General features: G+C 71.8%; 16 protein-coding genes and 4 tRNA genes. 9 read left to right on the forward strand and 11 right to left on the reverse strand.

The genetic code is table 11. The annotated features are described in order from the left end of the window. Positions 1-202: 202 nt before the first annotated feature. From B277_RS15000 to B277_RS17105, 3 genes are all read right to left on the reverse strand, one after another. Entirely contained in the window at positions 203-397 is a 195-nt protein-coding gene (locus tag B277_RS15000) for a hypothetical protein (RefSeq protein WP_338009774.1), read from the reverse strand. A gap of 123 nt (positions 398-520) precedes the next feature. After that, a tRNA-Leu gene (locus B277_RS15005) sits at positions 521-602 on the reverse strand. Between the two features lie 13 nt (positions 603-615). Continuing rightward, positions 616-1,089, reverse strand: coding sequence for an HNH endonuclease signature motif containing protein (locus B277_RS17105; RefSeq protein ID WP_007929810.1), 474 nt, complete (start codon positions 1,087-1,089; stop codon positions 616-618). Between the two features lie 54 nt (positions 1,090-1,143). Between B277_RS17105 and B277_RS15010 the strand changes: the two genes are divergently transcribed. After that, complete coding sequence (locus B277_RS15010; RefSeq protein ID WP_007929811.1) at positions 1,144-1,602, forward strand: OsmC family protein; 459 nt, start codon at positions 1,144-1,146, stop codon at positions 1,600-1,602. A gap of 9 nt (positions 1,603-1,611) precedes the next feature. Here B277_RS15010 and B277_RS15015 read toward each other — a convergent pair whose 3' ends face one another. Genes B277_RS15015 through B277_RS17110 form a run of 5 tightly spaced genes read right to left on the reverse strand, consistent with a single transcriptional unit; the run spans position 1,612 to position 4,113 of the window. Then, entirely contained in the window at positions 1,612-2,370 is a 759-nt protein-coding gene (locus tag B277_RS15015) for an energy-coupling factor ABC transporter ATP-binding protein (RefSeq protein WP_007929812.1), read from the reverse strand. After that, positions 2,367-3,128: a cobalt ECF transporter T component CbiQ gene (gene cbiQ / locus B277_RS15020; RefSeq protein ID WP_007929813.1), complete on the reverse strand. Its 762-nt coding sequence runs from the start codon at positions 3,126-3,128 to the stop codon at positions 2,367-2,369. The genes B277_RS15015 and cbiQ overlap by 4 nt, the downstream gene beginning before the upstream one ends. A gap of 1 nt (position 3,129) precedes the next feature. Then, on the reverse strand, positions 3,130-3,429 hold the full coding sequence (locus B277_RS17685) for a PDGLE domain-containing protein (protein ID WP_040881781.1): 300 nt from the start codon (positions 3,427-3,429) through the stop codon (positions 3,130-3,132). After that, on the reverse strand, positions 3,426-3,578 hold the full coding sequence (locus B277_RS19620; protein ID WP_274517189.1) for an energy-coupling factor ABC transporter permease: 153 nt from the start codon (positions 3,576-3,578) through the stop codon (positions 3,426-3,428). The genes B277_RS17685 and B277_RS19620 overlap by 4 nt, the downstream gene beginning before the upstream one ends. Beyond that, a complete protein-coding gene (locus B277_RS17110) occupies positions 3,544-4,113 on the reverse strand; it encodes an energy-coupling factor ABC transporter permease (protein WP_007929814.1) in 570 nt (189 codons plus the stop codon). Before B277_RS17110 ends, B277_RS19620 begins: the two co-directional genes overlap by 35 nt. Before the next feature lie 95 nt (positions 4,114-4,208). Between B277_RS17110 and bcp the strand changes: the two genes are divergently transcribed. From bcp to B277_RS15045, 3 genes are all read left to right on the forward strand, one after another. Further along, positions 4,209-4,679, forward strand: coding sequence for a thioredoxin-dependent thiol peroxidase (gene bcp, locus B277_RS15035; protein ID WP_007929815.1), 471 nt, complete (start codon positions 4,209-4,211; stop codon positions 4,677-4,679). Between the two features lie 36 nt (positions 4,680-4,715). Then, a complete protein-coding gene (locus tag B277_RS15040) occupies positions 4,716-4,997 on the forward strand; it encodes a DUF3618 domain-containing protein (protein ID WP_169330626.1) in 282 nt (93 codons plus the stop codon). A 133-nt stretch (positions 4,998-5,130) separates the two neighbouring features. Continuing rightward, positions 5,131-5,203: transfer RNA gene (locus B277_RS15045), tRNA-Lys, on the forward strand. A gap of 4 nt (positions 5,204-5,207) precedes the next feature. Here the strand turns inward: B277_RS15045 and B277_RS16270 are convergent. Continuing rightward, a complete protein-coding gene (locus B277_RS16270; protein WP_007929817.1) occupies positions 5,208-6,050 on the reverse strand; it encodes a copper resistance CopC family protein in 843 nt (280 codons plus the stop codon). 144 nt (positions 6,051-6,194) lie between these two features. Here B277_RS16270 and B277_RS15055 point away from each other — a divergent pair. Further along, positions 6,195-6,270: transfer RNA gene (locus tag B277_RS15055), tRNA-His, on the forward strand. A gap of 67 nt (positions 6,271-6,337) precedes the next feature. Here B277_RS15055 and orn read toward each other — a convergent pair. Next, the gene (gene orn / locus B277_RS19330; RefSeq protein ID WP_007929818.1) at positions 6,338-6,979 is read right to left on the reverse strand and encodes an oligoribonuclease; all 642 of its coding nucleotides are present in this window, start codon (positions 6,977-6,979) and stop codon (positions 6,338-6,340) included. A 301-nt stretch (positions 6,980-7,280) separates the two neighbouring features. Here orn and B277_RS15065 point away from each other — a divergent pair, with 301 nt between their 5' ends. Continuing rightward, positions 7,281-8,660 (forward strand): PrsW family intramembrane metalloprotease, encoded by a 1,380-nt coding sequence (locus B277_RS15065; RefSeq protein WP_007929820.1) that lies wholly within the window; start codon positions 7,281-7,283, stop codon positions 8,658-8,660. Positions 8,661-8,664: 4 nt separating this feature from the next. On the opposite strand, the gene B277_RS15070 is transcribed toward B277_RS15065, so the two are convergent. After that, positions 8,665-9,348 (reverse strand): 4'-phosphopantetheinyl transferase family protein, encoded by a 684-nt coding sequence (locus B277_RS15070; RefSeq protein ID WP_157986890.1) that lies wholly within the window; start codon positions 9,346-9,348, stop codon positions 8,665-8,667. A gap of 76 nt (positions 9,349-9,424) precedes the next feature. Here B277_RS15070 and B277_RS15075 point away from each other — a divergent pair. From B277_RS15075 to B277_RS15085, 3 genes are all read left to right on the forward strand, one after another. Next, a tRNA-Arg gene (locus B277_RS15075) sits at positions 9,425-9,499 on the forward strand. A 34-nt stretch (positions 9,500-9,533) separates the two neighbouring features. Further along, a complete protein-coding gene (locus B277_RS15080; protein WP_007929824.1) occupies positions 9,534-11,258 on the forward strand; it encodes a dynamin family protein in 1,725 nt (574 codons plus the stop codon). Then, positions 11,255-12,074 (forward strand): GTPase (locus B277_RS15085; RefSeq protein WP_007929826.1); only part of this gene is annotated, 820 nt, incomplete at its 3' end. The genes B277_RS15080 and B277_RS15085, both read left to right, overlap by 4 nt.

The following is a 12,074-nucleotide window of genomic DNA, read 5'->3' on the forward strand; positions in this document are numbered from 1 at the left end:
GCGCTGGTTGAGGTGCGAGGCCGCCCGCGGCCGGAATCACCGCGCTGGTTGAGGTGCGAGGCCGCCCGCGGCCGGAATCACCGCGCTGGTTGAGGTGCGAGGCCGCCCGCGGCCGAGCCTCGAAACCTGCCCGGACCCGCGTCTCGAGGCTAAAGCGCGGCTAGGGGCCGATCTGGGAGCGTGCCCACGCAAGGCTGACCATTCAGAGGGGGTCGGTGAACGAGACAGGCGTTTCGGTGGCGCGAGCGTAGGCAATCTCTGAGCGAGTGGACTCGCCGATGTACCCGCCCGGGTTGACCACGAGCACCCTGTAGGCGAGGTCGATCTTGCGCAGGTGGAGTGCGTTCAGCATGGCATTCTGGTCGCTGGTGACCTCCCCGTCGATCTCGCCGGGCATGAGGGCGATGAGTCCCGAGAGGGTCAGATCCCGGTGTGCCCTACGCAGGTCATCTGCGAACCGCAGATGCACACGATCTCCGGTCGCTCTGACACGGTCCAGTCCTCCACTCAAAATCTCTTGTGCCGAAGGCGGGACTTGAACCCGCACGCCCGTGGACACGGCATCCTAAGTGCCGCGCGTCTGCCATTTCCGCCACTTCGGCTCGGTCGTGCAGTCTAGGCGCTGGTGTAGCGACCCTTCTGTCGGCCGGCGAACGTTTCGGTTGTGGAATGGCAGTTCGGACATAGGTAGCGGACGTTTTCAGGCACGTTGTTCGTCATGTCGCCGTCGATGTGATCAACATGCAACGAGATGGTGTGGCCTTGCCAGTTTCCATCGCACCCGCACATCTCGCACACGTACGGCCGACCGATCTCATTGAGCGCACGTCGGAGTTGCTCAGGCTTGGTCCGGTTTGCGTCGCGAGGCTTCCGGACGAGGATCTGTGCCGCCGTCAGTGGAGGTCTCGTGGGAGGCAGACCACGTTGCGTGAAGTGAGACGTGTCCACTTCGAGCTTCTTCAGCATGCGTCCTATATGGGCCTGGGTGCCTCCGGCTTGCCTCAACCCCAGGTATCTGAGAATCCCCGGAACCGAAGTCGAGTTGGCAGCAGCCTCTTCCAGCAGTTCCTTTGTGTACTTCCTCCCCATGAGGGAACTCTAGAGTTGACCACCGACAACGATTCTCGCTCAAGGAGGTGCCCGGTGAGCGACCACTCCTTCACCACGACCCTCGCCTGGTCGGGCTCGACGGGCGTCGGCTACGACGACTACTCCCGCGAGCACGAGCTGACGATGGCGTCGATGACGACGCACGCGAGCAGCGACGCTGCCTTCCGGGGCGACGCCAGCCTGCCCAACCCCGAGCAGCTCCTCGTCGCGGCGGCGAGCAGCTGCCAGATGCTCTCCTTCCTCGCCGTCGCCGCCCGGGCCCGCCTCGACGTGGTCGACTACCGGGACGAGGCGGTGGGGGAGATGGCGGAGGGCGAGCGGCCGATGTGGGTGACGCGCATCGTCCTGCGTCCGCACATCACCCTCGCTGCCCCGGCCCCCCGCGCCAAGGTCGAGCGGCTCGTCGAGGTCGCCCACAGGGAGTGCTTCATCGCGCAGAGCCTGCGCAGCGAGATCGTCCTCGAGCCGACCTTCGTCGGCATCACCGACTGATCGCACCGGTCAGCCGGGCGTGCGCCCCGGCACCGACCGCGGGTCGAAGCCGTAGGGCAGCTCCAGCCGGTGCGCCGCCATGAGCTCGCCGTCCGAGAGCACCTCGCGCGTCGCGGCGTCGGCGACCATCCTCCCTTCGGAGAGCACGACCGAGCGCTCGCACAGCTGGAGGGCGTACGGCAGGTCGTGCGTCACCATGAGCACCGTGATGTCGAGGCCGTCGACGATCTCGGCGAGCTCGCGACGCGAGGCCGGGTCGAGGTTGCTGCTCGGCTCGTCGAGCACGAGGATCTCCGGGCGCATCGCGAGCACCGTCGCGACCGCGACCCGCCGCTTCTGCCCGAAGGACAGGTGGTGCGGGGGCCGGTCGGCGACGTCGAGCATCCCGACGTCGGTCAGGGCCTCCTCGACCCGGGCGTCGACCTCGTCCGCCGAGAGCCCGAGGTTGCGCGGGCCGAAGGCGACGTCCTGCGCGACGGTCGTCATGAAGAGCTGGTCGTCGGGGTCCTGGAAGACGATGCCGACCCGCCGGCGCACGTCGAGCAGGTGCTCACGGACCACGGGCAGCCCCGAGACGGCGACCGACCCGCTCGTCGGGGTGAGGATGCCGTTGAGGTGGAGCACGAGCGTCGTCTTGCCCGCGCCGTTGGGCCCGAGCAGGGCCACCCGCTCACCGGGGTGGATGTGCAGGTCGACGCCGTCGAGAGCACGGTGCCCGTCCGGGTAGGTGTGCCGGACCCCGCGCAGGTCGATGACGGGCGTGCTCACGAGGTCATCATCGCGCAGACGAGCACCGTGCCCGCGGCCAGGGGCAGCAGCATCGCGAGGACCCAGGTCGAGGCGGGCACGGGCGTCCGGTCGACGCGCAGGCGCCCGTCGTGGCCACGCGAGAGCATCGCGAGGTGCACTCGCTCGCCCCGCTCGTACGAGCGGATGAAGAGCGCGCCGGCGATGCCCGCGAGGACCGGCCACGAGCGCAGTCCGCCGCCGCGGAAGCCGCGCGACTCGCGGGCCACCCGCATCGCCTGCAGCTGGCCGCCGACGACGTCGGTGTAGCGGACCATGAAGCCGAGGATGAGGACGAGCTGTGCGGGCAGCCGCAGTCGGGCCAGGCCGGCGACGACGTCGGCCGGGGGAGTGGTGGCAGCGAGCAGCAGCGAGGCGCCGACCCCGAGCGTGCCCTTCGCGAGGAGACCCCACGCGCCCCACAGGCCGGCGACCGAGAGGGACAGCGGCCCGACGTCGGTCCTCGGCCCCGTCGCGACGAAGGGCATGAGCACGGCGAAGACGACGAAGGGCACCTCGACGAGCAGTCGGGGAGCCAGGTGCCGCACGGGGACGCGACTGACGAGCACCGTCGTGAGGAGGAGCGCCGCGTGCACCCCGAAGGCCCACACCGCCTCCCGCGGCGTCGCGACGACCGCGACGACGAAGAGCAGCGTGGCGACGATCTTCAGGTGGGCCGGTGCTCGGTGCAACCAGGACCGGCCGTGGTGGGCCAGCGCGTGGTGGTGCGGTCCGGCCACCTCAGTCGCGGCGGCGCACGAGACGCAGCACGAGCCACATGACGGCGGCGGTCAGCGCGACGCCGACGACCCCGGCCAGGCCGCCGGAGAGCGGGCCGTCGACCCCCTTCGTCCCGTAGTCGGCGAAGGGAGACCCCTCGGCGGCGTGGTCGCCGGCGGAGTCGGCGAAGCCGAGGGTCTCGGCGACGTGCTCGAGCCCGTCGGGGTGGCCCGAGGCCCAGGCGCTCACCACGGCCGCGAGCAACAGGCAGACGGCGAGGCCGGCGACCACGAGGGTGCGGGTGGAGACGCGCTGCCTCATCGGGCGACCGCCTCGTCCGCGCGGAGGTGCGGCTCGACGGGTTGCGGGGCCCCGTGCACGAGGTCGGGTCGCACCGACAGGACGGCGGAGACCACGAGACCCGTGATGACGGCCTCACCGATCCCGATGACGACGTGCCACGAGAGCATCGCCGTCAGCAGCGCCCCCCAGCTCGACCGGGGCCGTGCCGCCGATCGCGAAGAGCCCGGTGAAGACGGCGGCGGCGGCCGGCACGGACACCAGTGCGCCGACGGACGCGGCCACTGGCACGCTCCCGGTGCGAGCCGGCAGCACCCGTCGGGCCGCCGCAAAGACGGCCCAGCCGACCCAGACGCCGACGATCGCCATGAGGACGACATTGGTGCCGAGCGCCGTCAGCCCGCCGTCGGCGAAGACGAGCGCCTGCACGAGCAGGACGACCGTGAGGCACAGCGTCGCGACCCACGGCCCGACGAGCACGGCCGCGAGGGCACCGCCGATGAGGTGGCCTGAGGTGCCCGCTCCCACGGGGAAGTTGAGCATCTGGGCCGCGAAGACGAAGGTCGCGACGAGCCCGGCGAGGGGAGCGACCCGGTCGTCGACCTCGCCGCGGCTGCGGCGCAGCGCGAGGGTCACGCCGGCGGCCGCCACGACGCCGGTCGCGACCGATGTCGGGACGTCGAGGAATCCGTCGGGGACGTGCATGTGACTCCTTCGGCAGCGCGGGGCTCTGGGATAGGTTCGGGGCAGAGCGTCCACCGACCATAGGGCACGCGCAGTGCCACAGAGAGCGAGGCGAGATGGGCGAGCGACTCAGCCCGGGCGACCAAGCGCCGGACTTCACCCTCCCCGACGACACCGGGACCGAGGTCTCCCTGAGCGACTTCCGCGGCAAGCGGGTCATCGTCTACTTCTACCCGGCGGCGATGACCCCGGGTTGCACCAAGCAGGCGTGCGACTTCAGCGACTCGCTCGAGGCGCTGCGCGCCGCCGACACCGAGGTCATCGGCATCTCCCCGGATCAGCCGGCGAAGCTCGCGAAGTTTCGCGAGCGCGACGGGCTGACGATCACGCTCCTCTCCGACGCGGACAAGGCGGTGATGACCGCCTGGGGCGCCTATGGTGAGAAGAAGTTGTACGGCAAGACGGTCCAGGGCGTCATCCGCTCTACGATCGTCGTCGGAGAAGATGGCGTGGTCACCCACGCCCAGTACAACGTCAAGGCGACGGGCCACGTGGCCCGCATCCGCCGCGACCTCGGCATCGAGTAAGGACGGAACCCCCACGTGAGCAATGACAACCCGAGCATGACCAAGCTCGAGAACGACATCGTGACGACCCGTGACCGGCTCGCCCAGACGATCGACGAGCTGACGGTCCGGGCTGCGCCCAAGAACGTCGTGGCCCGCCAGAAGGAGCAGGCCAAGGCCTCCTTCGCGCAGGCGACGCGCACCGAGTCGGGCGAGCTGCGGATGGACCGTGTCGCGATCGCGGCGGCTGCCGTCGCGGGCCTGATCGTCCTGAAGATCATCTCGACCAACCGCAAGCACAAGAAGTGGGAGCGGCAGCGCGCCAAGCGCTCCTGGTGACCTCACCACAGCGTGACGAGGGGCGGTTCCCCGGCGGGGTCCGCCCTTCGTCATGCCGTGGTCAGGCGCCGGATGCCTTGTCGTGGCGTCGATTTCGTCTCCGCGGCATCGTGGTGCTAATGTCTCTCCTCGCGCGCCAATAGCTCAATTGGCAGAGCAGCTGACTCTTAATCAGCGGGTTCGGGGTTCGAGTCCCTGTTGGCGCACAGATCACGAAGGGCCCCACCGCATCGCGGTGGGGCCCTTCGTCGTGGTGCCGTGGGTCAGTCGCGCCACTCGTCGAGGTCGATCTCCTCGGCGTCGCCGGGGTCCCGGCGGCCGCGCAGGAGCAGGCCGATGCCGGCCAGGATGACGAGCAGGCCGCCGAGGCCGGCCGCCCAAGCCCACCACGGCGTGCCGGAGTCGTCGTCGGTGGTCGCCTCCTCGCCTGCGGCGTCGTCGGTCGTCCCGGAGTCGTCGGGCAGCGACGGAGCGGTCTCGCCGTCCGTCGGGCTGGTCGAGGCGCTCTCCTCGGGCGAGGTGGAGCTGCTCGTGCTCGGCTCCTGCGTGGAGGAGGGGGGTCGTCGGCTCCGACGTGCTCGAGGCGGGGGGCGGGGTCGTGCCGGAGGTCGACGACGAGCTGCTCGGCGCGTCGCTCGAGGTCCCCGACGTCGCCGAGGTCGTCGGCTCGCCCGCACCCTGGTCGCCCTCCGGCGGGGCGTAGGTGAACTTCACCGATCCGCTGATCGGGTGCCCGTCTGCGCTGACGACCTTGTACGTGATCGTGTAGTCGCCGGCGTCGATGACCGTCTTGAGCGGCTGGTAGACCGTGTTGCCCGCGAGCTCGAGGTCCCCGTCGGTGACGTCGGTCGAGCCGCTCTTGACGCTCACCTGGTTGAGCCCGTCCTTGACCGGCTCGTTGAAGCGCAGCATCACCTCCGGCGGCGTGGCCGTGAGGGTCGAGCCGTCCTTGGGGCTGGACGCCTCGAGCCGGGCGTGCGCGGCTGCCGGGGGGCGCCGCGACGAGCGCGGCGAGGAGCAGCGCGGCGAGGGCGGCGAGGACGGTCGCGACACGGACGAAGGGGGGATGGGGGCGGTCGGTGGTGATCACCCTGCCATCGTGCCCGATCCGCCTGTACGGACCCGGGAGGTGGGTGGTCACGAGCACCCTCCGAGAGCAGGTACGATGGTCCGCGCTGCCTGAGACAGGCAGCCGTGGTGGGTATAGCTCAGCTGGTAGAGCATCGCGTTGTGGTCGCGAGGGTCGCGGGTTCAAGTCCCGTTACTCACCCCAAGATGGCGAAGGCCCCCCCGGGTTCACCCGGGGGGGCCTTCGTCGTGCTCGGGCCGAGGGCCGCCGCTCAGCCCGCGTCGGGGCCGGACACCTGGTGGCGCGCGGCGATCTCCTTGAGCTCCGCGCTCTCCAGCCCGGGCTGCGGTCGGAAGACGGCCTCGCGGTAGTAGCGCAGCTCGGCGATCGACTCGGTGATGTCGGCGAGGGCCCGGTGGCCGCCGTGCTTGTCGGGGGAGGCGAAGTAGGCGCGCGGGTACCAGCGGCGGGAGAGCTCCTTGATCGAGGAGACGTCGATCATCCGGTAGTGCAGGTGCCCCTCGAGGGTCGGCATGTCCCGGGCGAGGAAGGCGCGGTCGGTCGCGACCGTGTTGCCGCCGAGCGGCGCCTTGCCGGCGTCGGGGACGTACGCGCGCACGTGGGCCAGCACGGCCTCCTCGGCCTGCTCGAGCGTCATCCCGTCGGCGAGCACGTCGAGCAGGCCGGAGCTCGTGTGCATGTCGCGCACGAAGTCGTTCATCTGGGTGAGAGCTGCCTCGGGCGGACGGACGATGACGTCGAGCCCGTCGTCGAGCTGGTTGAGCTCGTAGTCGGTGATGAGCACGGCCACCTCGATGAGGGCATCGTGCTCGAGGGAGAGCCCGGTCATCTCGCAGTCGATCCAGACGATGCGTTCGGACGAGTTCGTGGTGGAGGAAGTCACGTCCGCCACCCTAGCCGCGGGGGACCTGAGGCCCCGGTCACTGGGGAGTCCTACCCACCGACAGGCGCCCCCTGCTCGGTTAGCGTTGACGCCATGACCGCGACGCCACCCCCGCCTCCCCACGGTCAGCCGCCGGCTCCGGGCACGCCACCCCCGCCGCCGGCTGCCGTGACGTCGACCCCGCCGCCGCCCGTGAGGGGAGCGACGCCTCCTCCGCCCACCAGCGCGGGGACCACCCCGCCTCCGCCCGCCGGGCAGCCCCCCGGCCCCGCCGAGCGGCGGCGCGCCGGAGGACACGCTGTCCCGACGGATGATGCGCCGCTCCGTGCCGGACGAGCCGGAGTGGTACCGCACGGCGACGCGCTCCATCGCCCTGGCCGAGGAGACCGCGCGCACCGACTCGCGGGACAAGGTCCTCGAGCTGCAGCGCGCCTACGAGGAGCAGCAGCGCGCTGCCCAGCAGGCCGCCGCCCAGCAGCAGGCGGCCGCTCAGCACCAGGCGGCGCAGCAGTACCAGCAGCACCAGGCCTGGCTGCAGCAGCAGCAGTACTCGGCGCACTACGTGACGTCGGCCGCGCAGAGCAACCCGACGCCGCGCCCCACGCTGCGCACCTGGATCCTCGGCGGCATCGTCGCCCTCTTCTCACTCCTCCTCATGCTCCTCTTCGCGCTCATGTGGCTGCCGAGCCTCGGGGTCGTCCTCGTCCTCGTCAGCCTCATCGCGGCGCTCATCCCGCTGTGCATCGTCGTCCCGATCTTCCTGTGGCTCGACCGCTTCGAGGCCGAGCCCTGGCGCTACCTGCTGACGGCCTTCCTCTACGGCGCCCTGGGCTCGACGATGCTCGCGATCATCGGCAACGGGATCTTCGGGGCCGTCCTGGGGGCCGTCTTCGGCGCAGAAAACGAGGAGGTGCTCACGACCGTCGTCTCGGCGCCGCTCGTCGAGGAGACGACGAAGGGGGTCTTCCTCCTCATCATGTGGTGGTTCATGCGTCGCGAGTTCAACGGCCTGACCGACGGCATCGTCTACGCGGGCATCGTGGCCGCGGGCTTCGCCTTCACCGAAAACATCCAGTACCTCGCCATCGCCGCCATCGAGCACGGGATGGAGGGCTTCCGCGCGACCTTCATCCTGCGCGGCCTCGTCACCCCCTTCTGCCACCCGATGTTCACGGCGATGACGGGGGTCGGCGTCGGGGTGGCCGCGGTGTCGCGCTCGACGGGCGTCAAGATCGTCGCGCCGATCATCGGCTGGTGCGCCGCGGTCCTCCTCCACGGTCTGTGGAACCTCGGCGCCTCGAGCGGCGAGATCGGTCTGGTCGTCAACCTCGGCTTCGGCTTCGTCGTCTTCGTCGTCTTCGTCGGCTTCGTCATCTGGACCCGCAAGCGCGAGGGCAGGGTCATCGGCCAGCACCTCATGGCCTACGTCGACACCGGGTGGATCTCCGGTGCCGAGGTCACGATGCTCGCGTCGATGAAGGCCCGCCGGGCGGCGCGTCGCTGGGCGCGCTACCACCGCGGCCCGGGCGGGTTGAGCTCCATGCGCAGCTTCCAGGACTGCGCCTCGGAGCTGGCCCTGCTGCGCTTCCGCCAGCTGAGCCACGCGGCGGACCCGCAGGCCCTGCACCGCGAGCGGGTGCTGCTCGACTCCATGACCGCCCGCCGCCGCGAGTTCGCCGGCGCGGTCTGACCGCTCAGGCCTGCTGGCCGACGATCTCCACGGCCTCGTCGGTCAGCACGGCGACCGCGGCCCGGTGGTCCTCGCTCGCCAGCTCGACGTCGGCGATGGTGATCGCGGCCGGGCGCGGCTCCTCGGCCTGCCAGTCGACGAGCGCCGGTGGGTCGAGCGGCCCCGAGACGAGCACCTCGGCGGGGTCGACCACGAGACCGTGACCGGTCGCCTTGAGCACCGCCTCCTTGCGGGCCCACACCCGGGCGCGCGCCACGAGCAGCTCGTGCCCCGCGAGGCCGGCAAAGCCCTCCACCTCGTGCCGGGCGAGGGTGGCCGCGGCGAAGCCGTCGAAGTCGGCGTCGGTGAGGTCCTCGACATCGATCCCGACGTCCACGCCCTCCGTGGCCGCGACGACGGCGACGGAGGGGGTGTAGGACAGCGAGAAGTGCCACCCGGGGGCGTCGAGCACGCTCGGCTTGCCGTGGGCGTCGCTGCCGCACGTGGTGCACCGTCGGGCGAAGGCCAACGACGCCGGGTCGCGGTCGAGCAGGTCGGCGAGGAGGCGCCGCACGAGCGCGTGGCCCGTGACGAAGGGAGCGGTCTCCCGCTTGCGCCCGGCGCGGTCGCGCTCGCCGGCGTCGAGCAGCGCGAGATCGGCGGACGAGGTGCTCACCCGCGCCTCACGCACGACGACTCGGACCGACATGGTGCCGATCATGGCAGGTCGTGGCGCTCACTACACTGGGACTCGCCCCGGCGTGGACACCTCGCCGCCCGGGCATGCCTCCGTAGCTCAGCTGGACAGAGCAAGGGCCTTCTAATCCCTAGGTCGCAGGTTCGAGTCCTGCCGGGGGGCGCGGCGCACGCGCTCGTGCTGGTTAAGGTGTGCCCATGGGTGAGAGGTCACGGGGAACCATCGCGGACAGCGACCTCCTGGGTCGGGTCACCGCCCTCCGGGACGAGGTCGAGCGCAGCCGCCTGACGCTCGACCTGTCGAGCACTCGAGCGGCCCGCGACGAGCGTCGTGAGCTGCTCGCCCAGCTCGACGACTACGTCATCCCGCGGCTCTCCTCGATCGACGCCCCGCTGCTCGCCGTCGTCGGCGGGTCGACCGGCTCGGGCAAGTCGACGCTCGTCAACTCGATCCTGCGGCGCGAGGTGAGTCGCTCGGGGGTGCTGCGCCCGACGACGACGAGCCCGGTGCTCATCCACCACCCCGACGACGTGCGGTGGTTCCGCGACGCGCGGGTCCTCCCTTCGCTCGCCAGGGTCACCGGGGACGAGGGCGCGGACCCGCAGCCGGGGACGGTGCGGCTCACCGCCTCGCCGACGCTCCCGCCGGGCATGGCGGTCCTCGACGCCCCCGACATCGACTCCGTCGTCTCGGCCAACCGCGACCTGGCTGCGCAGCTGCTCTCTGCGGCCGACCTGTGGCTCTTCGTCACGACGGCCGCGCGCTACGCCGACGACGTCCCGTGGCGGCTGCTGCGGCAGGCCTCCGACCGGGGCACGGCGGTGGCCATCGTCCTCGACCGCGTCGACCGGCCGGCGGCCGCCGAGGTGCGCACCCACCTCGTCGAGATGCTGCGCGAGCAAGGCCTCGAGACGGCCCCCGTCTTCACCGTGCCCGAGACCGAGCTCGACGCCTCCGGACTGATCCCCGAGGCCGACATCGAGCGGCTGCGCGCCTGGCTGACGGCGCTCGCCGGCGACCAGCGTGCCCGGGCGAGCGTCATCCGTCAGACGCTGCAGGGGGCGCTGCGCTCCCTCGACGGCCGGGCGAGCGGGCTGGTCGCTGCCGCCCGCGCCGACCGGGAGGCGACGGGCAGCCTGACGCAGACGGCCTACGACGCCTACGACGCCGCCGAGCAGGGCGTGACCGACGGCATGCAGGACGGGCAGCTGCTCCGTGGCGAGGTGCTGGCGCGGTGGCAGGAGTTCGTCGGCACCGGCGAGTTCTTCCGCAAGGTCGAGAAGGGGGTCTCGCGCCTGCGCGACCGCGTCACCTCCGCCGCGGGCGGCGGGCCACCGCCGTCGGCCGAGCTCGACGAGGCGCTGCACACCGGTGTGAGCGCGCTCCTCATCGCCGAGGCGGACGCCGCGGCGGCGACCATCACCCGCACCTGGCGCGGCACCGAGGCCGGCCAGCTCGTCCTCGAGCAGCACCCCGAGCTCGCCCGTTCCTCCGCCGACCTCGAGCCCGCCGTGGAGCGGCTCGTGCGCGACTGGCAGGGCGATGTCCTCGACATCGTCCGGTCCGAAGGGGGCAACCGCCGCACCAATGCGCGCATCGCCGCCTACGGCGTCAACGGCATCGGCCTCTTCCTCATGCTCGTCTCCTTCGCCCACACCGGTGGCGTGCTCGTCGCCCCGGAGGTCGCGATCGCGGGCGGCACGACCGCCCTGGCGCAGAAGGTGCTCGAGGCGATCTTCGGCGACCAGGCCGTGCGCGACATGGCACGCAAGGCGCGCGGGCTGCTGCTCGAGCGGGTCGCCACCCTGTACACGGCCGAGCGCGAGCGGTACACGACGGTGACCGGCGAGCTCTCGGTGAGCGAGGCACAGATCCGGCGTCTCGAGCAGGCCACCGCAGCGGTGGGGGAGGTGTCCCGATGAGCCGGCTCAACCCCCTTCGGCGTGACGACGGGCGCACGGCCGTCCCCGCGGAGGAGCTCAACGCGCGCGCGGACGCCCTCGAGACGGCCCTGCGGGTGGGCGGCGATCGTCTGGAGCCGACGCCCGCGGCCCGGGCCGGGGAGGTCGTCGGCAAGGTCCGCGAGCGCACCGGTCTCGTCGGTGGGCACACCGTCGTGGCGCTCGCCGGCGCGACGGGGTCCGGCAAGTCCTCCCTCTTCAACGCGCTCGTCGGCGCCGACGTCGCCCGGGCGGGCATGCGGCGCCCGACGACCTCGACCCCCACGGCTGCCGTGTGGGGTGCTGAGCCGGCCGGCGAGCTGCTCGACTGGCTCTCCGTGGGCACCCGGCACCAGGTGGAGGCGGGTGACGACGCGCTGGACGGGCTCGTCCTCGTCGACCTGCCCGACTTCGACTCCCGCGAGTCGGCCAACCGGCAGGAGGCGCAGCGGGTGCTCGAGCTCGTCGACGTCTTCGTGTGGGTGACGGACCCGCAGAAGTACGCCGACGCCGTGCTCCACGACGACTACGTCGCGGTGCTGCGCGAGTACGGCGCGGTGACGATCGTCGTGCTCAACCAGGTCGACCGCCTGCCCGCTGGCGGGCAGGAGCAGATCGAGGCCGACCTCTCCCGCCTGCTGGAGCGCGATGGGCTGCAGACCCACGAGGTCATCGGCACCTCGGCCCGCACCGGCGCCGGCCTCGACGAGCTGCGGCAGCGACTGCGGGGGCGCGGTCGAGCACGCCGACGCCGCCCGGCACCGGTTGGCGGCCGACCTGCGCACCGCCGCCGACACC

The sequence above is a fragment of the Janibacter hoylei PVAS-1 genome, assembly GCF_000297495.1.
Lineage (GTDB): Bacteria > Actinomycetota > Actinomycetes > Actinomycetales > Dermatophilaceae > Janibacter > Janibacter hoylei.